We start from the raw sequence: 23,966 nt of genomic DNA on the forward strand, positions 1-23,966 counted from the left end.
CTTCAGTCTCAGGCGAAGTAGCTCTGCAACGGCCGCACTTCGAGGTTGCCGGCCTTCAGCGCCTTGATTGCCTGGGCGGCGGCCTCGGCGCCGGCCATCGTCGTATAATAGGGCACCTTCTGCATCAGCGTCGCGCGGCGCAGCGACTTAGAGTCCGAGATCGCCTTGTTGCCGTCGGTGGTGTTGATGACGAGCTGGACCTGGCGGTTGCGGATCGCGTCCTCGATATGCGGACGGCCTTCGAGCACCTTGTTGATCTTGGTGGCGGTGATGCCGTTTTCGCCGAGGAAGCGGGCGGTGCCGCCGGTCGCCAGCACCTTGAAGCCCTGTTCGACGAGGATGCGGATCGCCGGCAGCACGCGCGACTTGTCCTCGTCGCGCACCGAGACGAAGACCGTGCCGTCACGCGGCAGCTCGACGCCGGCGCCGAGCTGAGACTTGGCGAAGGCGAGCGCGAAATCGGTATCGAGGCCGATGACTTCACCGGTCGAACGCATTTCCGGGCCGAGCAGCGTGTCGACGCCGGGGAAACGGGCGAAGGGGAAGACGGCTTCCTTGACGGCGATGTGTGTCAGCTGGCGCGGATCGGGCTTCTCGCCGTAGGCGGCGAAGGTCGCATCGAGCTTCTCGCCGGCCATGACGCGAGCGGCGATCTTGGCGATCGGCGCGCCGATGGTCTTGGCGACGAAGGGCACGGTGCGCGAGGCGCGCGGATTGACTTCGAGCACGTAGACTGTGCCGTCCTTGATGGCGAACTGGACGTTCATCAGGCCGCCGACATTGAGCGCCTTGGCCATGGCTTTCGCCTGGCGTTCGAGCTCATCGAGCAGTTCGACGGGCAGCGAGCGCGGCGGCAGCGAGCAGGCGCTGTCGCCGGAATGAATGCCGGCTTCCTCGATATGCTCCATGATGCCGGCGACATAGACGTCGGTTCCATCAGAGAGGCAGTCGACATCGACTTCGATAGCATGGGTGAGGTAGCTGTCGAAGAGCAGCGGGTTCTTGCCGAGCAGGGTGTTGATCTGGCCGGTCTTGTCATTCGGATAACGCTGCTTGATATCCTCGGGCACCAGTTCCGGCACCGTGTCCAGCAGATAGGTCTGCAGCTGGCCTTCCGAATGCAGGATCTGCATGGCGCGGCCGCCGAGCACGTAGGACGGGCGCACGACCAGCGGGAAGCCGATTTCGGCGGCGACGAGACGGGCCTGCTCGACCGAATAGGCGATGCCGTTGTTCGGCTGGTTGAGGTCGAGCTTCATCAGCAGCTTCTGGAAGCGGTCGCGGTCTTCGGCAAGGTCGATCATATCGGGCGCGGTGCCGAGGATCGGAATGCCGTTTTTCTCGAGCGCCTCGGCAAGCTTCAGCGGCGTCTGGCCGCCGAACTGAACGATGACGCCGACGACTTCGCCCTTATCCTGCTCGGCGCGCAGGATCTCGATCACGTCTTCCGCCGTCAGCGGCTCGAAATAGAGACGGTCGGACGTGTCGTAGTCGGTCGAGACGGTTTCCGGGTTGCAGTTGATCATGATTGCTTCATAGCCCGCATCCTTCAGCGCGAAGGCGGCATGGCAGCAGCAATAGTCGAACTCGATGCCCTGGCCGATGCGGTTCGGGCCGCCGCCGAGGATGACGACCTTCTTGCGGTCGGAGACCTGCGCTTCCGAGCGGGCGGCGCCGACGAAGGGCGTCTCATAGGTCGAATACATGTAGGCGGTCGGCGAAGCGAATTCCGCCGCGCAGGTGTCGATGCGCTTGAAAACCGGGCGAACGTTCAGGCCGTTGCGCAGTTCGGCGACTTCCTTCGGGCGCTTGCCGGTCAGGGTTGCCAGGCGCGCGTCGGAGAAGCCCATCGCCTTCAGCGTGCGCAGGTTGGCGGCATCGCCGGGCAGGCCATGCTCGCGGATGCGGGCTTCCATGTCGACGATGTTCTTGAGCTCAGCGATAAACCAGGGATCGATCTTGCAGCCCTCGTGCACCTCTTCGATGCTGAGGCCTTGGCGCAGCGCCTGGGCGACCATGCGCAGGCGATCGGGCGTCGGCGTGCCGATGGCGGCGCGGATGGCGTTCTGGCTGGATTCGCCTTCCTCGAAATCAGGGATTTCGATTTCGTCGAGGCCGGTCAGGCCGGTCTCAAGGCCACGCAGCGCCTTCTGCAGCGATTCGGCGAAGGTGCGGCCGATCGCCATGACTTCGCCGACTGACTTCATCGCGGTCGTCAGGATCGGCGAGGCGCCGGGGAATTTTTCGAAGGCGAAACGCGGGATCTTGGTGACGACATAGTCGATCGACGGTTCGAAGGAGGCGGGCGTAGCGCCGCCGGTGATGTCGTTTTCGAGCTCGTCGAGCGTATAGCCGATGGCGAGCTTGGCGGCGACCTTGGCGATCGGGAAGCCGGTGGCTTTGGAAGCCAGTGCCGAGGAGCGCGACACACGCGGGTTCATTTCGATAACGACGAGGCGGCCGTCTTTCGGATTGACGGCGAACTGCACGTTCGAGCCGCCGGTCTCGACGCCAATCTCGCGCAGCACCGCGATCGAGGCGTTGCGCATGATCTGGTATTCCTTGTCGGTCAGCGTCAGCGCCGGGGCGACGGTGATCGAATCGCCGGTATGGACGCCCATCGGATCGATGTTCTCGATCGAGCAGATGATGATGCAGTTGTCCGCCTTGTCGCGGACGACCTCCATCTCATACTCCTTCCAGCCGAGCACCGATTCTTCGATCAGCACTTCGGTGGTCGGCGAGGCGTCGAGGCCGCCGCCGACGATCTCGAAGAATTCCGAGCGGTTATAGGCGATGCCGCCGCCGGTGCCGCCGAGCGTGAAGGAGGGGCGGATGATAGCGGGCAGGCCGACATGATCGAGCGCCTGGGCGGCGATCGCCATGGCGTGGTTCAAATAACGCTGCTTACGGTCGCTCTCGCCGAGGTTCCACTGGTTTTCCAATTCGTCCAGCGCCTTGTCAAGGTCGGAGCCGGAGAGGCTTTCGCGCAGCTTGCTGCGCTCGGCCTCGTGCGTCTTTCGGTCGAGATCCTTGATGTCGGTGGCGTTCGCCAGCATCGAGCGCGGCGTTTCAAGGCCGATGCGGGCCATCGCCTCGCGGAACAGCGCGCGGTCTTCGGCCATGTCGATGGCGGCCGGCTTGGCGCCGATCATCTCGACATTGTAGCGGTCGAGCACGCCCATGCGCTTCAGCGACAGCGCAGTGTTCAGCGCCGTCTGGCCGCCCATGGTCGGCAGCAGCGCATCCGGGCGCTCCTTGGCGATGATCTTGGCGACCACTTCGGGGGTGATCGGCTCGACGTAAGTGGCATCGGCCAGGCCCGGATCGGTCATGATCGTCGCCGGGTTGGAGTTGACGAGGATGACGCGGTAGCCTTCCTCCTTCAGCGCCTTGCAGGCCTGGGTGCCGGAATAATCGAACTCGCAAGCCTGGCCAATGACGATCGGTCCCGCGCCGATGATGAGGATCGATTTGATGTCTTGGCGCTTCGGCATGGGCGATATCCATTGTCTGGCTGCGCAAAAAGCCGGCCAGGGTGGGAGATCACCAGGTCGGGTCGCGCATTGAGGTCTTTTCAGGCTAGAAGCGGCTTATAGGCAAATGTATTTGCAAACGGAACCCCATAAATCGCGGAATCGACAGGAATCCGGATATGGCGTGAAACCTATTTCCCGTCCGGCACGACGAGCACCCGGATTTCGCCTCCGCGGGCCGGGTTGGTGATCGCTTCCGGGGCCTCCTCAAGCCCGATCCGCCTGGATATCAGCGGCCCGACCCTGATCCTGCCGGAGGCGATGAGATCGGCGGCGCGGGCATGGGTGAAAGGATTGACGAAGGAGCTAATCAGCGCGACTTCGCGAAACAGCAGGTCGAAGGGTTCGATCTCGATCGTGGCGCCCTGCGGCATGACGCCCAAAATGACGGCGGTGCCGCCGCGCCGGGCAAGCCGGGGCGCCTGCTGCATCGTCTCGGCCACACCGGCGCATTCGAAGACGACGTCGGCGCCGCCGGGCAGAAGCCCGTCTTCGGCGATGATACGGGCAACGATATCGCCGTCGCCGGGATCGGCCGTTGCCGTCGCGCCGAGGCTTTCGGCCAGCCGGCGCTTTTCGGCGCTGCGAGTCACCAGCACGATGCGGGTCGCGCCGGCAAGCCGTGCCAGCTGAATCGTCAGCAGGCCGATGACGCCGCCGCCGAGCACGACGGCCGACGAGCCGGTTTTTAGCCCGGCGAGATCGACGCCGTGAATGCAGCAGGCCAGCGGCTCGCAGAAGGCGCCGTGCAGCGGGTCGATATCTGTCGGCAGGGGAAAAGCCTGGCTTTCAGGCATGCAGACATATTCGGCGAAGCCGCCGTCGCGGTGAATGCCGATCGCCTGCAGCTTCCGGCAGAGATTGACGCGGCCGCGCCGGCATTCCTCGCAGCCGCCGCAAGAGATGTTGGGATCGCCCGTCACGCGCATGCCGGAGCGGAAATCAGTCACACCGGCTCCAACCGCCTCGACGATGCCTGCAAATTCATGGCCGAGCGTCACCGGCGGCTTCGAGGGAAATTCGCCATGGAAGATATGGCGGTCGGTGCCGCAAATGCCGCAGGCTTCGACGCGGACCAGCAGGTCGCCCGGCCCCGGTGCTGGTTTTTCGATCTCGCAAAGCTGCAACTGTCCTGTCGCTTGCAGGCGTATTGCTTTCATGGCCATCTCCTCCCGCATTCTCCGCCTTTATCAGAAAGAGCAAAAGCAGGAGTCGGGTCAAGCGGTTGATGCATCTTCTTTAAGTAACGGAGACGGACATCGAGGCACCTCTCCGGCGACCGGGGTGGATCGTGACAGAGAGATGTCGCTGGGAGCTCACTTACTCTGTAAAGGGGAACAATATCCCGTTCTTTCAAGTTTGCAGTCGAGAACATGGAGGTCGTGATGGTAGATCCGAGAGACAGGGAACCGGCGGAAGGCTCGCGGGAGACCGTTGAGAGAGAGCTGGCCCGCCAGGGGGAGACCCAGCATAGCAGCGCCGGAAAAGGTGGTGGTCAAAAGGGGCCGGCGCAGCAAAGCCCGAGGAAAAAGTGAGCTGTTCAGCCGCCTGTTTTGCACGTGGATGAAGCTGCTGGAATTCCTCCCGCGGCCGGTTATATAAATTCGTTGAAGACAAGCACATTGCCGGGGAGAACGAAGATGGAATGGAGAGGCCGGCGTCAGTCCGACAATATCGAGGATCGCCGCGGCGAGCCGAGCAGCGGCGGGTTCGGCCGCGGCGGCGGCTTCAACTTTCCCTCGGGCGGCGGTGTTCGCCGCGCCGGCGGCGGCTTGAGCATCGGCACGATCATCTTCCTCGTCGTCATCTATTTCATCTTCAGGATGATGGGCGTCGACTTGCTGCAGGTGCTCGATACCGGCAGTATGACGGGCGGCCCCGGCTACGAGCAGAGCCAGTCCGAGGGAACACGCACACCCGCCAATGACGAAATGACCGCCTTCATGCGCACTGTGCTCGCCGAGACCGAGGATACTTGGAACGGCATCTTCCAGTCGCAGGGCCGGGCCTACGAGGAGCCGCGCCTCGTGCTGTTCTCGGGCGCGACGGCATCGGCCTGCGGCTCGGCATCGGCAGCGACCGGGCCGTTCTACTGCCCCGGCGATCATAAGGTCTATCTGGACACGGATTTCTTCCAGGAACTCTCCGATCGGTTCGGTGCTTCGGGCGACTTTGCCGAAGCCTATGTCGTCGCCCATGAGGTCGGCCACCATGTGCAGAACCTGCTCGGCATCCTGCCGCAGTTCAACAAGGCTCGCCAGGGGATGAGCGAGGAGCGGGCCAATGAGATGTCGGTGCGCATCGAGTTGCAGGCCGACTGCTTCGCCGGCATCTGGGGCAAATATACCCAGCAGAAGGGCATATTGGAGGCCGGCGACCTGGAGGAGGCGCTGAATGCGGCGCAGCAGATCGGCGACGATACGCTGCAGAAGCGGACGCAGGGTTACGTCGTGCCCGAGAGTTTCAACCACGGCACCTCGGCCCAGCGCGTCAAATGGTTCAAGCGCGGCTTCGACAGCGGGCAGCTGTCGGCCTGCGATACGTTGTCGGGGCCGGTTTGAGGTTGCTTGGCCAAGGTTTGCGCGTGTGGCCCCCTCATCCGCCTGCCGGCACCTTCTCCCCGCCGGGGAGAAGAGATTCGTGGCAGTGTTGCATTCCAATAGAAGCGTTTGTGGTGAGAACGGACGCTTGCGGCTTATCCTCTTCTCCCCTCGGGGAGAAGGTGCCGGCAGGCGGATGAGGGGGCCTCACGGCACGACCTTCGCTTCGGGCTCCTCGGCCCATACTTACTTCTCACTATCCATATGCTGCAGCATCTGCTCCGGATAACGACCGCCGGCGGCGGCACCCTTCGGCACGGCGCGTTCGATGGCTTCGAAATCGTCTGCCGACAGATCCACCGCACGTGAGCCGAGCGCCTCGGTCAGCCGGTCGCGGCGGCGCGCACCGATGAGGGGGACGATATCCTTGCCCTTGGCGGCGACCCAGGCGATGGCGATCTGGGCGACCGAGACGCTCTTTGCCTCGGCGATCTCGCGGAGTTTTTCCACGAGAGCGAGGTTCTGGTCGATATTGCCGTCCTGGAAGCGCGGGCTGTAGGCGCGGAAGTCGCCGGTCGCGGCCTGGCCCTTCTGCCAGTGGCCGCTGATCAGACCGCGCGAGAGCACTCCGTAAGCGGTAATCGAGATGCCGAGCTCGCGTGTCGCCGGCAGGATCTTCTCCTCGATGCCGCGCGAGATCAGCGAATATTCAATCTGCAGATCGACGATCGGCGCAACAGCGGCGGCGCGGCGGATCGTCTCGGCGCCGACTTCCGACAGGCCGATATGTCTGACATAGCCTGATTTGACCAGATCGGCGATGGTGCCGACGGTGTCCTCGATCGGCACATTCGGATCGAGGCGGGCAGGGCGGTAGATGTCGATATAATCGACGCCGAGACGCTGCAGCGAATAGGCGAGGAAGTTCTTCACCGCGACCGGGCGGGCGTCGATGCCGCCCCAGCCGCCGGCGGGGTCGCGCAGCGCCCCGAACTTGACGCTGATGATGGCGTTTTCCCGCCTGCGGCCCTTCAAAGCCTCGCCGATCAGCATTTCATTATGGCCCATGCCATAGAAATCACCGGTGTCGAGCAGGTTGACGCCGGCGTCGAGCGCGGCATGGATCGTCGCGATGCTTTCGGCGCGGTCAGAAGGGCCGTACATGCCCGACATGCCCATGCAGCCGAGGCCGATGGCCGAGACTTCGGGTCCCGTTTTTCCCAAGCGATAGGTCTGCATTGTCGTCTCCTTGATTTGCGCCCGAGCGGCGCCGTCCTATGCCGTTTTACTGCCTATGCACCTCAGCGATAATCCGACGGACGCCGGACGGGCTGTGCGTGGGCATGCACAACGAATGACGCTGCTCTTGATGATCTGGACGCCATTGCCGCGAGGGCAATAGCTGGCAACCGGGCCGCCGCGCCCGGCGGTTGAGGGCTTTCATAAACTTCCCGTACGACTGCATCAAAAACTTTGAAATGTTCACGGATTGTTTCGAGTTTCTTTCTGAGCTATGTCACTTGAGCGGCGACGAGATCGTCTTTTCAGAAACAAACGCTGTAGAGATGCCTCATGCTTGACCCGAAATTCGTTCGTCGCGGCCTTTTCCTGGTCTTCGTCATTCTCTTCCTCGATATCATCGGCATCGCCATCATCATGCCGGTGCTGCCCGCCTATCTGGAGCAACTGACCGGCGGCAGTGTCAGCGATGCGGCGATCGACGGCGGCTGGCTGATGCTCGTCTATGCTGGCATGCAATTCCTCTTCGCACCGCTGCTCGGAAACCTGTCCGATCGTTTCGGCCGCCGGCCGGTGCTTCTGCTTTCGGTGCTGACCTTTGCGATCGACAATTTCATCTGCGGCATCGCCACCAGCTTCTGGATGCTGTTCGTCGGCCGCGTGCTTGCCGGCATCAGCGGCGGCAGCTTCGCCACATGCTCGGCCTATATCGCCGACATCAGTACCGAGGAGAACCGGGCGAAGAATTTCGGGCTGATCGGCATCGCCTTCGGGGTCGGCTTCACGATCGGCCCGGTTATCGGCGGTTTTCTCGGAGAGTTCGGGCCGCGCGTGCCGTTCCTTGGCGCGGCAGCGCTGTCGCTCCTCAATTTCATCGCCGCCTGCTTCCTGCTGCCGGAAACGCTGGAAGCGAAGAACCGCCGCCGCTTCGAGTGGAAGCGCGCCAACCCGCTCGGCGCGCTGCGCCAGATGCGCCATTACCCCGGCATCGGCTGGGTGTGTCTGGTGATGTTCCTGTTTTTCCTGGCGCATGCCGTCTATCCCTCCGTCTGGTCGTTCGTCTCGACCTATCGTTACGGCTGGAGCGAGGGGCAGATCGGCCTGTCGCTCGGTATCTACGGCATCGGTGCCGCGCTCGTCATGGGCTTCGTCCTGCCGCGGATCGTGCCCCTCCTCGGCGAGTGGAAGACCGCTGTCCTCGGCCTTTGCTTCTCGGCTGCAGGACTGACCGGCTATGCCTTCGCCTGGGAGGGGTGGATCGTCTACGTCGTCATCGTCGCGACCGTCATGGAAAACGTCGCCGATCCGCCGCTGCGCAGCATCGCCGCCGGCAAAGTGCCGCCTTCGGCGCAGGGCGAGCTGCAGGGCGCGCTGACCAGCCTCAGCAGCATCACCACGATCGTCGGGCCGCTGATCTTCACGCAGATGTTCGGCTATTTCACCCGGCCCGACGCGCCCGTCACCTTTGCCGGTGCGCCTTATCTCACCGCCGCCGTGCTCATCCTGCTGGCCGCCGGGGTATTCCTGACCAGGGTTCGCGTCCGAGAGCCGGCCGAGGCGCTGGAAGCGGCGGGCTGATCAATCAGAAATAGTGATGTCATGATGAATTTTTCATCATCTGCCCGTTCTGGGGTAGTTCTTTGCGAGGCTTTGATTTAAGTCCGAAGGATATTTTGCCGCCTAATTACGCGGCGTTGCAGATTTCAATCACAGGACTGGTGTCATGGACACGCCGATCGACGCGCGCAGGCTTGCGCCGACAAAGGATAACCGTTGGGGCGCACATTTCCGCGCAACGCTGGCGCTCGGCATTCCTCTGATCGGCGCCCAGCTCGCTCAGCTCGGCATCAACACCACCGACGTGATGATTGTCGGGCGTCTCGGCGCCGAGCATCTGGCGGCGATGGTACTGTCGGCCCAGTTCCTGTTCACGATCCTGATCTTCGGCTCGGGTTTTGCCATCGCCGTCATTCCGATGGTGGCTCAGGCCTATGGCCGCGGCGACGTCGTCTCCGTGCGCCGGGCGCTGCGCATGGGTCTCTGGGTGGTGATCGGATACTGGGTCATCATGCAGCCCGCCTTCTTCAATTCCGAGCAGATCCTTCTCTTCGCGCAGCAGAAGCCCGAGGTCGCGAAACTGGCCCATGGCTACATCATGATCGGCCAGTTCGGCGTGCTGCCGGCGCTGCTCTTCAACGTCATGCGGGCCCTCGTCAGCGCCATCGGCAAGGCGGGCATCATTCTCAACGTCACCATCGTCACCCTGGTGATGAATGCGATCTTTGCCTACGCCCTGGTGCTCGGCCATTTCGGCTTCCCCGCAATGGGGCTTGAAGGTGCGGCCATCGTGTCGGTCGTGGTGCAGGCAGCCGGTTTCCTCTTCATCCTTGCCTTCGTCCAGAAGCGGGCGGAGACACGCCGCTATGAGATCTTCGTGCGGTTCTGGAAGCCCGACTGGCATGCGCTGCGGGAAGTCATACGGCTCGGCCTGCCGATCAGCGTCACCATACTTGCCGAGGTCAGCCTGTTCACTGTGGCATCGCTCTTGATGGGCTATATCGGCACCATCGAGCTCGCTGCGCACGGCATCGCCCTGCAATGGGCCTCGATCGCCTTCATGATCCCCCTCGGCCTCAGCCAGGCGGCGACGGTGCGCGTCGGTGTCGCGCACGGGCAGGGCGATTATCACGGGCTGGTGCGCGCTTCGATCATGGTGGTCGTCATCGCCTGTGCGATCTCGGCGGTGGGTTCGGTGCTCTTTGCCACCACGCCGCAATTCCTCGGCAGCTGGTTCCTCGACGTCAGCTCGCCCGAGGCGCCGCAAGTGCTGGCCTATGCCGGGCCGCTGATCGTCGTTGCCGGGCTTTTCCAGCTCGTCGACGGGCTGCAGGTGATCGCCAACGGATTGCTGCGCGGCCTGAAAGATGCGCGCGTGCCGATGATCATGGCGCTGATCGCCTATTGGCCGATCGGCTTCTTCCTCGCCTGGGCCTTTGCCTTCCCGCTCGGCTTCGGCGGCATCGGCATCTGGTTCGGCTTCCTCGTCGGACTGGCGGCGGCCGCCGTCATGCTCTGCGCACGCTTCTATCTTCTCCTTCGCCGGGAGGGAGCGACTTCAGGGGCCTGAGCTTGCCGCAAGCTATCTCTACGCCGCGACAGGTTTGTAGCTGGCGATATCGGCGCGAATGCCGAGACGGGCAAACATCTCCTGCGGATCGAAATTGGCAGCCTTGTGGGCGGCCGCGACGGCTGCCCGCGCGCGCTCGACGACCTCGGTATTTTCCCATTCGGCAATGGTGACGAAATTGAATTCGCCGGAACCGGCGACCTGCTCCAGCACCCGGTGATCGATGAAACCCTCCTGCGCCTCCAGCAGCTTGTGAGTCATCATCACTTTGACAAGAAATTCCTCGCGCGCCGCCGCCGGCACGACGAATTTGTCGACACGATAGAAAGCTCCGCTCATCCCGTTTCTCCTGCATCGGATGTCCGCGGGGCGTTTGTAATTCCTCAAGTGCGGTTGAGGTCAATATGGAAGCGAAGCCGTCCGGTCACTGACTTGGAATTGTGGGGCGCCCGCTTCTGAAGCCGTCGTGTGCCAGAGTGACGGCATTGCCTCCTATATGGTGGTTTTCGACAGCTGGATAGCAACTGTGCGCCGGCAGCGGCAGTCGGTGGGCTCGACGGGAGGAACGACCGGTTTGGGGCCGCGAGCGGACCGGTACCTGACCGGGGCTTGCCGGCAATAGCGGACCATGCATTCGAGAGCTAATACAAGGTCTCGGTTTAGCCCCGAGCGGCCATTGTAGGAACGATCCCTAAATGTCTAAGACTGGCAAATCAGCAGCCTGATCCTTGTCCACGCCGATTGACGCACTCCAGCCGGGCCTGCGCCCCGTCATTGCCAGCCCTCGCCAATCTCTCCGGCGTCAGCAGGCCCATTCGAGCTTCATCTCCTTGAGATCGATCTGGGCGACGCCGCTTCCGAAATTGAAGCCGCCGAAGATTTCCGAGATTTCGATGTAGTAAGGTGAGAAATCGGGATAGCCCTGCATGGGAAACATCGTGCCGCCGAGATGGGCGTGCCAGTCCTGGAAGCGCTCCAGCCCCAGCTCCTGGCCTTCCTCTGAATAGGCGGCGATATAGCCGCTGAGCTCGTTTTGGTGCCTGAATTCGCGCGCCGGCTTGCCGACATTCGGATCGCCCTCGCGCAGCGTGATCTCGATCGGCCAGCCATAATGCAGTGCCTCGCGGCCTGGCAGGTTCTTCCATCCGCCCGGCTTCCGGGTTGCCGCCAGAAGCTCGCGGACGGCAAGTCCGCCGGGCGAAAAGACGTTTTTTGCCTGTTGTTCCGCCACCGTCCTCGGCAGGTTGAATTCTCCGAAATAATCGAGCGGCGATTTCGAGAGCCAGCCGGGGACAGGGGTGCCCTCGATTATTGGAGGGACGCCGAGCGGTGCTGCAAACTCCTCTTCCGTCAGCCAGAAGAGAACGTAGTCGTTGTCCATGAATTCGATGTCGAAGCGGCGCGGATCGGCGCCGCGCGCGCCTCCCGCGCCCACATTTTTGCTTGCCGGCGGCGTCTCCCATTGCTCGTCGACGAAGAGCGAGATTGCCACATACTCATCGCCGAGCATGCGGTATGGCGGCGGCAGTTTCACCGTGAAGGCGTGGCGAAGCGGCATACCGTTGGTAGTGCTGACCGGCCATCTGCTGGCATCGATACCGGGCGGGCAGCCGTGGCACCAGCCACTTTCGGGACGGCGGGCGAGATCGACAGGATCGGTCATCGCCAGGTCATAGGCCTCGGTGAGGTTGGGATCGGCATATTTATAAGGCCGCTCCGGATAGACCGCCGTCGGATCCGTGAGGCTGATGATCCTGACGACACCCTCTCTGATGCCTACGCCGAGCAGGAGCGTATCCGACAGGTTCATCTTCAGCATGGTCCAGCCGTATTTCTCTCTCTCGTCATAAATGCGCTCGGCGACGGGATAAAGCCGATGCAGCTCTTCGGCCGGCATTCCCATCCTGACGCCATGGATAGGGGGAAGTTCGAAGGGGGCGCGGAAATGAACTTCGCCAAGCCTGCCATCGGCGGTAATGCGCGTGCCGAACTCCTCGATATGCAGACGGCCCTCCGCCTGAATGCCCGGTTCCTGCCAGCTCGTCCCCAAAGCCGCCTTCAGCTCCTCTACGGATACACCCGGCTGCATCGGCGCCAATCTCGCATTGTCTATCGGCATGCGCGTCCTCTCTCGCTGACCGTCCCGCGCAAGAGATAGGACGGGTTGGAAACAAGGCAATGACGTAGCGGGAGGTTGAAGGCTAAGCGTGGCGCGGAAGGCGCTCCCAGTCGTTCACGACGAAAGATCACGCCCCAAACCGCGCATTCTTTCTGTTCCTGCTAAGGAGGTTTTCGAGACATCGCAGCACCGACATGGGGGCGCGAAAGAGACTTGGGGCCTATAGCAGCATTCGCGCCCTTTGCTGCCGTTCGAGGTCGATCCGAGGAACGAGCGGGATGTGCTAGAATGGGGACGGAACGCGACAGACGCACTGCGAGGGGCGGTGCGATCGAAGCGGAATTCGCGTGATCGAGTGCCAACGTTGTGCTCTTTGAAGGGGAGACGAGGACGATGCCGACACCTGAGCAACCCAGTCTAATAGTTCGACAGAAATCCCCACCGAACATCGAGTTTCCCTTTGCGTCACTCTCGGCTTGGCTGATCCCAACCGAGCTGTTCTTCGTGCGAAACCATTTCCCGTCGCCGGAGCTCGATGCGCGAGATTGGAGATTGCGCATTGGCGGGGCGGTGGAGCGGCCGATCGAACTTGACCTCGATAGCATCAAGGCGATGCGAAGCACGACTCTCACTGCCGTCGTCGAGTGCGCAGGGAACGGGCGCGTCTACTATGTGCCGCCGAGGGAGGGGTTGCAGTGGCAGAACGGAGCCGTCGGCAATGCCGCGTGGACCGGTGTTCCTCTGCGCGAGATTTTAGAAATGGCGGGCGTCAAGCCAACCGCACGTGAGGTTCTGCTCGTCGGCGCAGACAGCGGCGTCGTCGACACGAACAAGAAAACGGCTTCTCCAGGCCCCATCGCTTTTGCGCGCAGTTTACCGCTTGAGAAGGCCGTCGCTGACAGCACCATGCTTGCCTATTCGATGAACGGGGAGCCGTTGACGCGCGATCACGGCTACCCGCTGCGCGCGGTCGTGGGTGGCTGGTTCGGCATGGCTTGGGTCAAGTGGATCACTGATATCACTGTCGTGGAGCAACCGTTCCTTGGCTACTGGCAGGCGCGCGACTATTTCCGATGGGAGCGCAGCCTCGGGGAACCCAGGCTGGTCCCGCTTGCGGAGATGGAGGTCAAAGCGCAGATCGCGCGTCCCGTGCAGGGCGCGCGTCTCGTCGCCGGCCAACCGTATCGGATTTTCGGAGCCGCCTGGAGCGGAGAGGCTGCTATCCGGCAGGTGCAGGTCTGCACCGGAGATGGCAGAGGCTGGCGCGAGGGAAGGCTCCTCGAAACAGAACATCCCTTCGCATGGCGCTTGTGGGAGTACATGTGGACCCCTGAAGAAGCGGGGCGATATATCCTGCGATGCCGCGCGATCGATGGTGCGGGGCGCATGCAGCCCGACCTCCAGCGTTCCGACTGCGAGAGCTACGCGGCCAACTGGATCGTTCCGGTGGAGGTGACGGTCGTTCCCGAGCCACAGACGTACGAGGAGGAATTCGTGATCTGATCACCCGCATGGGGCGGAATGGCGGCTTTTGGCGCAACTGCGACCTGCGTTGTCACTGCGTCATGTCCGCTTTGCAGCAACAGCGTCGGGTGGCTCGATGACAGTTATGAGGGCGTGCATTGCCGCCCGGCAGCAATGCAATCGGTCGGTGGTGTCTTTGATCGCATTTCTGCTAAGCTGGGAAGCAAATCGCGGGCGATGTCACCAACTGCCGAAGTGTGAAAGGCGCAACGGGCTGATGGGCCTCTCGCTCATCGGCCTCTTGTCTTGAAGGAGGAGCGCTAGGATGAGCGCCGACCGGGAGACCGTGCGATCCTATGACATGGTCGCGGCGGAGTACGCTGCCGAGGCCGCGGCGATGCCCGAATGGGTCGCGACAGAGATCAATGTGTTCGTGACCGAGCTGGGTGGCTCGGGCAGGGTGCTGGAGATCGGAAGCGGTGGCGGGCGAGATGCACTTGAGCTTGAGAAGCGGGGGATTAGCGTCCGGCGCACCGACATTTCCAAGGTTTCGTCGAACTGCTTCGCGAGAGTGGCTTCGAGGCCGACCTGTTGGACCCGCTGACCGAAGACCTGGCCGACCCGCAGCGTCCTGGCACACCGTACGACGGGATCTGGGCCTGTGCCTGCCTGATTCACGTCGCGCGCGGGGATTTCGGTATGGTGCTTGGACGGCTTGCCGAGGCGACCCGGACCGGTGGCCGACTGCACGTCTCGGTTAGAGAGGGCGACGGCGAGGATGGGTCCACACACGGCAGTGCTGCAGCGCCGCGGCATTATTTCGAGACGTACTGGCGCGAGCCTGCCCTGCGGTCCGCACTCACAGACTCCGGCTGGATTGTCAGCGAGGTACGTCGGTGCGTCGGAAAGCCCTATGATCGGTGGCTGAGCATTCGGGCGAGTCGGGCCTGAGGCACACAGACCTTGCGGGAATGGCCGCATGTGGCGCGACTATAACTTTAGATGGTCACCAATGTCTGGCTTTCGGGCGAAGCAAAGACCGCATCTGTGGCCGATATGAAGGCGCGAAGCAGCCTTATTCCTTTATAACGAAAAAAGACCGCTTCGGCAGATAGCGGTCCTTCCTCTCATTGCTGCTTCAAGATTCAAGAGATTCCACATCACGTTAGTGGTTGCCAGTTTAGCAGGCCCTTGCGAAATCGGGAGTTCTTGAAATCAGCGTTCGGCGAGCGCCGGCTCGCCCTTCTTCTCGCGCACCATGTTGATGAAGCGGCGGAAGAGATAGTGGCTGTCCTGCGGGCCGGGGGAGGCCTCCGGATGGTGCTGGACGGAGAAGACCTGCTTGCCGAGGACGCGCAGGCCGCAATTGGTGCCGTCGAAAAGCGAAATATGAGTCTCTTCAACGCCATCGGGCAGCGACTTCGAGTCGACCGCGAAGCCATGGTTCATCGAGACGATCTCGACCTTGCCGGTCGTGTGATCCTTGACGGGATGGTTGGCGCCGTGATGACCCTGGTGCATCTTCTCGGTCTTGGCGCCGAGGGCGAGGCCGAGCATCTGATGGCCGAGGCAGATGCCGAAGACCGGGATATCGGTCTTAACAAGCGTCTTGATCACCGGCACAGCATATTCGCCGGTTGCCGCCGGATCGCCGGGGCCGTTCGACAGGAAGATGCCGTCCGGCTGCATGGCGAGCACGTCTTCGGCGCTCGTTGTCGCCGGCACGATGGTGACCTTGCAGTCGAGGCCGGCAAACAGGCGCAGAATGTTGCGCTTGACGCCGTAGTCGAGGCAGACGACATGATACTTGGCATCGGCCGCACCGAGCTCGCCGTAGCCTTCGTTCCAGATCCAGGGCGTCTGGGTCCATTGCGAGGACTGGCCCGACGTGGCGATCTTGGCGAGGTCGAGGCCTTCGAGGCCGCTCCAGGCCTTGGCTTCGGCCTTCAGCGTCTCGATGTCGAAGGCACCGTTCGGATCGTGGGCGATCACTGCGTTGGGAGCGCCGTTCTCGCGGATCCAGGCGGTCAGGGCGCGGGTGTCGATGCCGCAGAGACCGATGATGCCGCGCGCTTTCAGCCACTGGTCGAGATGCTTGGCGGCGCGGTAGTTCGACGGTTCGGTGATGTCGGCCTTGAAGATGACGCCGACGGCGCCGTGGCGGGCGGCAGGCGTCAGATCCTCGATGTCTTCATCATTGGTGCCGATATTGCCGATATGGGGAAAGGTGAAGGTGACGATCTGGCCGAGATAGGAAGGGTCGGTCATGATCTCTTCATAGCCGGTCAGTGCCGTATTGAAGACGACCTCGGCCTGGATCTTGCCGGTGGCGCCGATGCCCTTACCTTCGATCACCGTGCCGTCGGCAAGAACGAGCAGGGCGGTCGGCTTTTCGATTGTCCAGGGTGCTGTCGCGGTCATCTTCATCCCGTTTCCGGCGGCCGATGCGCGTTACCGCGCTCGCTGCCATTTGATCTCGCAGGCGTGTGGGCACGGCAATGCCGCGCGCTTCAGGCCTGATCACGAATTTTGGTGCAGGTGGCGGTAGATAGCCACGCAATCGCTGAGCGTCAATCTTTGTAACCGGAAAAGCGGCCGTTTTCCTGCGCTTTATCGCGCCGATCGCGCAATTTATTTGATCCCCCGCATCAGCGTGGTTTATGAAGCGGCATCAAATCAGGAGAAAAGACCATGCTGCGCGATCAACTCGCCACCCAGCTGAAAGAGGCGATGAAGGCCAAGGATTCGGAGCGGCTTTCCACCGTCCGGCTGATTCAGGCCGCGATCAAGGATCGCGATATTGCCAATCGCGGCGCCGGCAAGGAGCAGGCGAGCGACGACGAGATCTTGCAGATTCTCGCCAAGATGGTGAAGCAGCGCGACGAATCGGCAAAGATCTACGAGGAGAACTCCCGGCCGGAACTCGCCGCCAAGGAGCGCGCCGAAATCACCGTCATTCAGGATTTCATGCCGAAGCAGCTGTCGGACAGCGAAGTGCGCGCCAATATCTCGGCTGTTATCGCGGAGACGGGCTCCTCTGGCGTCAAGGACATGGGTAAGGTGATGGCCGCGCTCAAGGAGCGTTATGCCGGCCAGATGGATTTCGCTAAGGCGTCAGCGACCGTCAAGGAGCTGCTGAGCTAATTCACACCGCGCGTCTCGCCTGCGGTTCGATCAGGACCGCAGGCCCGAGCACCGCTTCGGCGGCGGCATCGACGATGGCGAATTTCGCCGCCTGATAATTCCAGTATTCCAGGATGAAGGGGCCCGACAGCCAGAAGGCGCCCTTGCGGGAGGGCTCGGTCCAGCCGACGCTTCCCATATTTGACGCCTGCGTCAGAAGTCGCTTCAGATGCGTGTTCGATATCATGAACTGCTCGCGCAGCTCCCGCAGCGACAGGGGGCCGACCACGACGCGCTCGGCCGTCCGGGGAAAATCCGGAAGGCGCGAGATCAGGTAGTCCATCACCAGCCCGCCGGAATTTGCCCAATTGAAGAGGTTGAAGGTCGGGCCTGGACTGCGCACCGCCTGGCTGCCGATGATCGCCTTTGCGATGCGCGGCTGGATCGCTGCCATCATCGCCGCGGGGTCGGCAGCGATCTTCTCGGCGCGTTCGCCGCCGTCGAGGCTGTCGAGGATCATCATGTGGGTGACGAGCCAGCGGGTGAAATGCTGCTCGGCGATTTCGGTGGGTTCCAGATAGCGTGTGCGCTTGTCGGCACCAGGCGCCGGACGTAGGAAGCGATAGGCCAGCATTTCCTGCATGAAGGCCGCGGCCGTGTTGCGGCTGGCGATGTCGTTCTTGACCGCAAAATCGACGAAGCGGCCGGAATAGAGGCCGCTCTTTTCATAATCGGGGTGGCCATAATGAAGCGCGAAGCCGGCATGGGCCATCAGCCAGCGCTGCTGTGCGGCGAAAATCGAGGCGATACGCGGGCTCTCACGATAGATCGCCAGCATCTGATCGGCGCAGTGGAGGATCGCAGCGAGAAAGCGATCGTCCGCCGCAAGAGTTTCAGCGGTAAATGCCATGGGAAGGGGTCCAGGAAAGTCGCACATACTTCCGTCAGGCAAGCGCCTGATGTCAACGGATTTGTCAATAATCGGTTAATTTCAAAAGGGAATTTGTATCAGGAAGCCAAAAATTTAAGAAGGCAGGAGCTGGGGGCGCTCCTGCCTTCTTGCACTTTGCTTCCGCCGGCACGCAGGGCCGAAGCCCAAGCCGGAGGCTATTTGCAAAGGCACCCTTGCGAAGCGGCGCCGGGGGTAGGGATGGTGCTTCGCTCGGGGATCGCTTTGTTGAGATCCAACTTATTGCGGTGCGGCAGCCTATTCAAATTACAAAAAAATAATGATTGCCGGAAATGTCGGTTTTGGAGGTGTCGAAGCGCAGGCTCGACGGGCGGCGCGAGGATGAGAGCCTGCGGTTGCGGCGAGCAATAATAACTTGTTTTAAAACGATTTATTCGAGAGGCGTGAAAGGCGGGCCTTTTTCCTGGCGCTGTCGCATCGGCGGAATTTGGGCCTTGCGAGGACAATAATGTCGCACCCCTGTCGCAGGGGCGATAACGTGTTTTTGATTGGATAAGCGACGCCATCAGTGACCGGTGCACTTGCCTGTGAATAGCGGGTTTTCGTGACAAGTTTCATGGCGTGGTGCGGCAAAGCAGCTTATATGGAGGCTGGCCAAGAGGTATAAATGCGCTTTTCCAACACCTTTCTCGATGAGATCCGTGACCGCGTTCCGATTTCGAACGTGATCGCGCGCCGTGTGAGCTGGGACAAGCGCAAGACCAACGTTTCTCGCGGCGATTACTGGGCCTGCTGCCCGTTCCACGGCGAGAAATCGCCGAGCTTTCACTGCGAGGACCGGAAGGGCCGCTATCACTGCTTCGGCTGTGGCGTCACCGGTGACCATTTCCGCTTCCTCACCGAGCTCGAGGGCCTGAGTTTCCCCGAGGCAGTGCAGCAGATCGCCGATATGGCCGGCGTGCCGATGCCACTTGCCGATCCTGTCATGGAAAAGCGCGAGAAGGAACGCGGCTCGCTGATCGACGTCATGGAAATGGCGACGGCCTTCTTCCAGGACCAACTGCAGACGGCCAATGGTGCGAAGGCGCGCGCCTATCTGCGCGACCGCGGGCTGACCGGGCGCACCATCGAGACCTTCCGCCTCGGTTATGCGCCCGACAGCCGCAATGCGCTCAAGGAATTCCTCGCCGGCAAGGGCGTCTCCAAGGAGCAGATCGAGGCCTGCGGCCTTGTAGTCCACGAGAACGTGCCGGTTTCCTACGATCGCTTCCGAGACCGCATCATGTTTCCGATCCTGTCGTCGCGGGAAAAGGTGATCGCCTTCGGCGGACGCGCCATGTCGGCGGATGCGCCGGCGAAATATCTGAACTCGAACGAGACGGAGCTCTTCCACAAGGGCAATGTGCTCTACAATTTCGCCCGCGCGCGCCGCGCCATCCAGGGCCCGGGCCGCGGCGATCAGCAGGACGGTAATGCGAGCGGCACCATCATTGCCGTAGAAGGTTATATGGACGTGATCGCGCTCCATCAGGCGGGCGTCGAGAACGCCGTTGCGCCGCTCGGCACGGCGCTCACTGAAAACCAGCTCGAGCTGCTCTGGAAGATGGTGCCGCAGCCGGTGCTCTGCTTCGACGGCGACGGCGCCGGCATCCGCGCCGCCAATCGTGCCGCCGAATTGGCGCTGCCGCATCTGAAGCCCGGCCGCTCCGTCCGCTTTGCGCTTCTGCCCGACGGCAAGGACCCGGATGATCTGGTGCGCGACGAGGGCCGAGCCCCCTTCGACAAGGTGATGAGCCAGGCAAAGCCGCTCTCGGAGATGCTGTGGAGCCGGGAGATCAACACCGGCAAGTTCGATACGCCCGAGGCACGCGCCGAGCTCGAGGCGCGGCTGAAGCAGCTTGTGGCCGTCATCGCTGACGAGAATGTGCGCCGTCATTACCAGCAGGATATCCGCGACCGGCTGAACGCCTTCTTCCTGCCGCAGTTCCAGAACCGCAACAATGGCGAGCGGCGCGGTTTCAGCGGAAATTCCCGGGCGGGCCGCGACAATGCCGGTAAGGCAGGGCCGAAAAGCCCGAGCCTGATTTCCGACCGGCTGGCCCGCTCCGGCCCCGTGCGCGGCCATCGGGACAATACGGCGCTGCGCGAAAGCGTGCTGGCGCTCACCATCGTCAATCATCCGGCGCTGATGATCGACGATTATGACGAGATCGCCGCCATCGAATATGACAGCCGCGAGCTGCAACGGTTGTGGTCGGCGGTGCTTGGGGCAGCGGCTGCCGTTGCCGGTCCGCATCTGACGCGCGACTACCTGACCGAACGGCTGGAATTCGAAGGCTTCGGCCCGCTGATCAAGAGCCTCGACCAGCAGGTGCGCAATGCCAGGCTCTGGACGGCGACCGAGGAGGCGGCGATGGAAGATGCGCGTGAGGGCTATCGCCAGGCGCTTGCCTTCCACAAACGGGCAAAGGCGCTGCGCCGGCAGAAGATGGAGCTCGAACGCGAGATTGCGCTGGCGACCGAAGCCGGTGACGGCGAGGCGATCGTTCAGCTGATACGGGCACAGCAGGAAGTGCATCTGGAAGGCGTACGCCTGGAGAACCAGGAGGCGATCATCGACGGCTTCGGCGTGCTTTCTGGCCGCGTCAAAGGGGCGGCGAACCACTGATGTCGCTGAGCGAAGGCAACGAAGCTGGCTTTTCCGCCTCCGATGCGCTGTTTTCCGCGCCCCGCTCGCCGCTCGAGGTGTTGAAGCAGGTTTACGGCTACTCCTCCTTCCGCGGCAAGCAGCAGCAGGTGGTCGAGCACGTCGTCTCAGGCAGCGATGCGGTGGTGCTGTTTCCGACAGGCGCGGGCAAATCGCTGTGCTTCCAGATTCCGGCGCTCTGCCGCGATGGCGTCGGCATCGTCGTTTCGCCGTTGATCGCGCTGATGCGCGATCAGGTGGAGGCGATGAAGCAGCTCGGCATCCGCGCTGCCGCACTCAATTCGTCGCTGTCGCGGGAGGAATTCGTCGAGGTCCGCCGCGCGCTTTCGGCCGGCAAGCTCGATCTTCTCTATGTGACGCCGGAGCGCATCCTGACCGACGGCTTCCGCGAGCTGATCGCCAATGAGAAGATCGCGCTGTTTGCCATTGATGAAGCGCATTGCGTTTCGCAATGGGGGCATGATTTCCGGCCGGAGTACCGTGAGCTCGGCCGGCTTGGCGAGCAATATCCCGGTGTTCCCAGAATAGCGCTGACGGCAACGGCCGATCCGCATACGCGCGACGATATCGTCGAGCGGCTGGGGCTCGATGCTGCCGAGATCTTCACCACCAGCTTCGACCGGCCGAACATCAGCTATGAGATCGTCGAGCGCGACCAGCCGCGTCAGCAGCTTCTGCGCTTCCTGTCCGACCATAAGGGCGACAGCGGCATCGTCTATTGCCTGTCGCGCGCCAAGGTCGAGGACACGGCCGACTGGCTGAACGGGCAGGGGGTTCGTGCACTGCCTTATCACGCCGGCATGGACCGGGCGCTTCGTGACGCCAATCAGGATGCCTTCCTGAAGGAAGAGAGCCTCTGCCTGGTTGCCACCGTCGCCTTCGGCATGGGCATCGACAAACCGAATGTGCGCTACGTCGCCCATCTCGACCTGCCGGGTTCGGTGGAAGCCTATTACCAGGAGACCGGGCGCGCCGGCCGCGACGGCCTGCCGTCCGAGGTCTGGATGGCCTATGGCATGGCCGACGTCATCCAGCGCCGCCGGATGATCGACGAGGGCAATGCCGCCGTGGAGATCAAGCGGGTCGAGCGCGCCAAGCTCAATGCCTTGCTAGCGATCTGCGAGACCGCCTCTTGCCGCCGGCAGGCGATCCTCGCCCATTTCGGCGAAGCCCATGCCGGCCAGTGCGGCAATTGCGACACCTGCCTGAAGCCGGTCGAGACCTGGGAAGGCACGGACGCGGCGATCAAGGCGCTGGCTGCCGTCTATCGCACCGGCGAGCGTTTCGGCACCGGCCACGTCATCGATGTGCTCGTCGGCAATGTCAACGAGAAGACCGAACGTTTCGGCCATGTCGATATGCCCGTCTTCGGCGCCGGCAAGGACATTCCTGTTCGCACCTGGCAATCCGTCTGCCGGCAGCTGCTCGCCATGGGGCTGATCCGGGTCGATCACGAGGCCTATGGGGCGCTTAAATTGGAGCCGGAAGCGCGCGCCGTCTTCAAGCACGAGCGACAGGTATTCTTCCGCAAGGACCGGCCCGCCTCGGAGCGGCGCACGAAGAAGGTGGAGCGCAGTGAGCGCAAATCGGCCTTGTCGGGCGCCGACGGCAGTCTCTTCGAGGCGTTGCGGGCCGAGCGCATGGCGATCGCCAAATCGCTCGGCGTGCCGCCCTATGTCGTCTTCCCCGATACGACGCTGATCGCTTTCGCCACGGAACGGCCGCGCAGCCACAAGGAACTGCTCGCCATATCCGGCGTCGGGCAGGCGAAGCTCGAACGCTATGGCGACGCCTTCCTGGAGATCATCCTGGCGCATGACGATTGAACGGATCGGCCGATGTGCCTGCCGATCTCGGCCCGCGCTGAACAAGACAAGCCGATGGCGATATGCTAACCCGGACGCTATAAAAAACATCAGGAAGGGCCGCCCATGACCTCGCCATTTCTCTCCCATCTCCGCGCCGAGATTTCGGCGCTGAAGGATGCCGGGCTCTATAAGTCCGAACGGGTCATCAGCTCCAAGCAGGCGGGCGAGATTGCCATTTCGACCGGCGAGCGCGTGCTGAACTTCTGCGCCAACAATTATCTTGGCCTTGCCGACAATGAGGAACTGGCCGAGGCCGGCAAGCAGGCGCTTGACCGCTATGGATACGGCATGGCCTCGGTGCGCTTCATCTGCGGCACCCAGGAGGAGCATAAGCAGCTCGAAGCGCGGATTTCCTCTTTCCTCGGCATGGAAGACACCATCCTCTATTCCTCCTGCTTCGACGCTAATGGCGGCCTGTTCGAGACGCTGCTCTCCGAAGAGGACGCGATTATTTCGGATGCACTGAACCACGCCTCGATCATCGATGGTGTCAGGCTGTCGAAGGCCAAGCGCTTCCGCTACGCCAATAACGACATGGCGGCACTCGAAGAAGAGCTGAAAAAGGCCGAAGGCAGCCGCTTCAAGCTGATCGCCACCGACGGCGTCTTCTCGATGGACGGCATCATCGCCAATCTGGGCGGCGTCTGCGATCTCGCCGAGAAATACGGCGCCATGGTCATGGTCGATGACAGCCATGCGGTGGGCTTCGTCGGCAGGCACGGCCGCGGCTCGCCGGAACATTGCGGCGTCGAGGGCCGGATCGACATCATCACCGGCACACTCGGCAAGGCGCTCGGCGGCGCCTCGGGCGGGTATACCTCGGCGAAGGCCGAGGTCGTCGAATGGCTGCGGCAGCGCTCGCGGCCCTATCTATTCTCGAACACGCTGGCGCCGGTCATTGCTGCCGCTTCGCTGAAAGTGTTCGACCTGATCGAAAATGGCGACGCCCTGCGCAAGCGCCTTTCCGACAATGCCAATCTCTTCCGAACCGAGATGACCAAGCTCGGCTTCACGCTCGCCGGCGAAGGCCATCCGATCATCCCGGTCATGCTCGGCGACGCCAAGCTTGCCCAGGACATGGCGAGCCTGATGCTGAGGAAGGGCATCTATGTGATCGGGTTCTCCTTCCCGGTTGTGCCGAAAGGCCAGGCGCGCATCCGCACGCAGATGTCGGCGGCGCATCCCAGGGCGGATGTCGAGCGGGCGATTGCGGCTTTTGCGGAAGCCGGGCGGGAGCTGGGTGTGATTTGAGAATGAGGGATTGCCCCTCACCTTAACCCTCTCCCCGTGAACGGGGCGAGGGGACGCGCCAAACGCGGCTCGAGGGGTGGCG

Annotated in this window: 15 protein-coding genes and 1 pseudogene; 9 read left to right on the forward strand and 7 right to left on the reverse strand. The window is 62.6% G+C overall.

The window, feature by feature from the left end; genetic code table 11:
- Positions 1 to 8 precede the first annotated feature (8 nt).
- Entirely contained in the window at positions 9 to 3,497 is a 3,489-nt protein-coding gene (carB, locus tag EFD56_RS17540) for a carbamoyl-phosphate synthase large subunit (RefSeq protein ID WP_085742942.1), read from the reverse strand.
- A 170-nt stretch (positions 3,498 to 3,667) separates the two neighbouring features.
- Positions 3,668 to 4,696, reverse strand: coding sequence for a zinc-dependent alcohol dehydrogenase family protein (locus EFD56_RS17545; protein WP_085743675.1), 1,029 nt, complete (start codon positions 4,694 to 4,696; stop codon positions 3,668 to 3,670).
- Between the two features lie 480 nt (positions 4,697 to 5,176).
- On the opposite strand from EFD56_RS17545, the gene ypfJ reads away from it, so the two are divergent.
- Positions 5,177 to 6,097, forward strand: a complete 921-nt coding sequence (gene ypfJ, locus EFD56_RS17550; RefSeq protein WP_085742941.1) for a KPN_02809 family neutral zinc metallopeptidase — start codon at positions 5,177 to 5,179, stop codon at positions 6,095 to 6,097.
- A gap of 225 nt (positions 6,098 to 6,322) precedes the next feature.
- On the opposite strand, the gene EFD56_RS17555 is transcribed toward ypfJ, so the two are convergent.
- A complete protein-coding gene (locus tag EFD56_RS17555) occupies positions 6,323 to 7,315 on the reverse strand; it encodes an aldo/keto reductase (RefSeq protein WP_085742940.1) in 993 nt (330 codons plus the stop codon).
- Positions 7,316 to 7,648: 333 nt separating this feature from the next.
- Between EFD56_RS17555 and EFD56_RS17560 the strand changes: the two genes are divergently transcribed.
- Positions 7,649 to 8,893 (forward strand): TCR/Tet family MFS transporter, encoded by a 1,245-nt coding sequence (locus EFD56_RS17560; RefSeq protein ID WP_085742939.1) that lies wholly within the window; start codon positions 7,649 to 7,651, stop codon positions 8,891 to 8,893.
- 145 nt (positions 8,894 to 9,038) lie between these two features.
- Positions 9,039 to 10,442: an MATE family efflux transporter gene (locus EFD56_RS17565; RefSeq protein ID WP_085742938.1), complete on the forward strand. Its 1,404-nt coding sequence runs from the start codon at positions 9,039 to 9,041 to the stop codon at positions 10,440 to 10,442.
- An 18-nt stretch (positions 10,443 to 10,460) separates the two neighbouring features.
- Here the strand turns inward: EFD56_RS17565 and EFD56_RS17570 are convergent, their stop codons facing one another.
- A complete protein-coding gene (locus tag EFD56_RS17570) occupies positions 10,461 to 10,781 on the reverse strand; it encodes an antibiotic biosynthesis monooxygenase family protein (RefSeq protein ID WP_010003937.1) in 321 nt (106 codons plus the stop codon).
- 463 nt (positions 10,782 to 11,244) lie between these two features.
- Complete coding sequence (locus EFD56_RS17575) at positions 11,245 to 12,561, reverse strand: DUF7256 domain-containing protein (protein WP_064828112.1); 1,317 nt, start codon at positions 12,559 to 12,561, stop codon at positions 11,245 to 11,247.
- 393 nt (positions 12,562 to 12,954) lie between these two features.
- On the opposite strand from EFD56_RS17575, the gene EFD56_RS17580 reads away from it, so the two are divergent.
- Both EFD56_RS17580 and EFD56_RS17585 read left to right on the forward strand, forming a co-directional pair.
- On the forward strand, positions 12,955 to 14,064 hold the full coding sequence (locus EFD56_RS17580; protein ID WP_085742937.1) for a sulfite oxidase: 1,110 nt from the start codon (positions 12,955 to 12,957) through the stop codon (positions 14,062 to 14,064).
- Between the two features lie 286 nt (positions 14,065 to 14,350).
- Positions 14,351 to 14,976, forward strand: a pseudogene (locus EFD56_RS17585) (class I SAM-dependent methyltransferase).
- A gap of 264 nt (positions 14,977 to 15,240) precedes the next feature.
- On the opposite strand, the gene carA reads toward EFD56_RS17585, so the two are convergent.
- Positions 15,241 to 16,446: a glutamine-hydrolyzing carbamoyl-phosphate synthase small subunit gene (gene carA, locus EFD56_RS17590; RefSeq protein WP_085743674.1), complete on the reverse strand. Its 1,206-nt coding sequence runs from the start codon at positions 16,444 to 16,446 to the stop codon at positions 15,241 to 15,243.
- Positions 16,447 to 16,716: 270 nt separating this feature from the next.
- Between carA and EFD56_RS17595 the strand changes: the two genes are divergently transcribed.
- A complete protein-coding gene (locus EFD56_RS17595; RefSeq protein ID WP_085742936.1) occupies positions 16,717 to 17,169 on the forward strand; it encodes a GatB/YqeY domain-containing protein in 453 nt (150 codons plus the stop codon).
- A gap of 1 nt (position 17,170) precedes the next feature.
- Here EFD56_RS17595 and EFD56_RS17600 read toward each other — a convergent pair whose 3' ends face one another.
- On the reverse strand, positions 17,171 to 18,058 hold the full coding sequence (locus EFD56_RS17600; protein ID WP_126905884.1) for a hypothetical protein: 888 nt from the start codon (positions 18,056 to 18,058) through the stop codon (positions 17,171 to 17,173).
- A gap of 667 nt (positions 18,059 to 18,725) precedes the next feature.
- Between EFD56_RS17600 and dnaG the strand changes: the two genes are divergently transcribed.
- The 3 genes from dnaG (at position 18,726) to EFD56_RS17620 (ending at position 23,884) form a co-directional block, all read left to right on the forward strand.
- Positions 18,726 to 20,726 (forward strand): DNA primase, encoded by a 2,001-nt coding sequence (dnaG, locus tag EFD56_RS17610; RefSeq protein WP_126905885.1) that lies wholly within the window; start codon positions 18,726 to 18,728, stop codon positions 20,724 to 20,726.
- Positions 20,726 to 22,591, forward strand: coding sequence for a DNA helicase RecQ (gene recQ, locus EFD56_RS17615; protein WP_126905886.1), 1,866 nt, complete (start codon positions 20,726 to 20,728; stop codon positions 22,589 to 22,591). The genes dnaG and recQ overlap by 1 nt, the downstream gene beginning before the upstream one ends.
- A 105-nt stretch (positions 22,592 to 22,696) precedes the next feature.
- Positions 22,697 to 23,884: a glycine C-acetyltransferase gene (locus EFD56_RS17620; RefSeq protein ID WP_126905887.1), complete on the forward strand. Its 1,188-nt coding sequence runs from the start codon at positions 22,697 to 22,699 to the stop codon at positions 23,882 to 23,884.
- Positions 23,885 to 23,966 lie beyond the last annotated feature (82 nt).

Origin of the sequence: Rhizobium phaseoli, from assembly GCF_003985125.1 — a bacterium.
Lineage (GTDB): Bacteria > Pseudomonadota > Alphaproteobacteria > Rhizobiales > Rhizobiaceae > Rhizobium > Rhizobium phaseoli.